This window comes from Lentilactobacillus kisonensis DSM 19906 = JCM 15041 (genome assembly GCF_001434135.1).
Classification (GTDB): domain Bacteria; phylum Bacillota; class Bacilli; order Lactobacillales; family Lactobacillaceae; genus Lentilactobacillus; species Lentilactobacillus kisonensis.
In genome coordinates, this window is sequence record NZ_AZEB01000099.1 from 1 (window position 1) to 414 (window position 414).

Sequence of the window (414 nt, forward strand, 5' to 3'; positions counted from 1 at the left end):
CCGTGGGCTGATTCGCCCGCAACGCGAGCTTCAGTAACTTGGCAAACCCGGATTGGGTATGTAAGACTTGAAATTCACTTTGGCACACTCCGTGAGCATACCAAACAACATAACTGTGACCTTCTGACACATCTAAGGCGATCACATCAGACAATTTATCGCTTCCTAAATCATTATTTTTTGAAGCCTTTCCCGACATCTGAACAACTAAACTCATTTCCTGTACACGGCCTCGAAGGTCCTCAATCTTAAACCAGTTTAAAGCGGTGGAGATGACGGCGACCCTTTTATATTACGGACTCGAAGTCCCTGAGACTATGTTCGATCTCTAGCTTCATCTCCAGTGTAACGAAAAAGGTCCAGCTAGAAGCTGAAATTAATCAGTTTCTAACTGGATCTAATCTTAGATTGTTT

1 pseudogene is annotated in these 414 nt (G+C 43.5%); it reads right to left on the reverse strand.

From position 1 onward, the window contains the following. A pseudogene (locus FC98_RS15285) lies at positions 1-217 on the reverse strand (hypothetical protein); the annotation flags it as partial. Between the last annotated feature and the right edge of the window lie 197 nt (positions 218-414).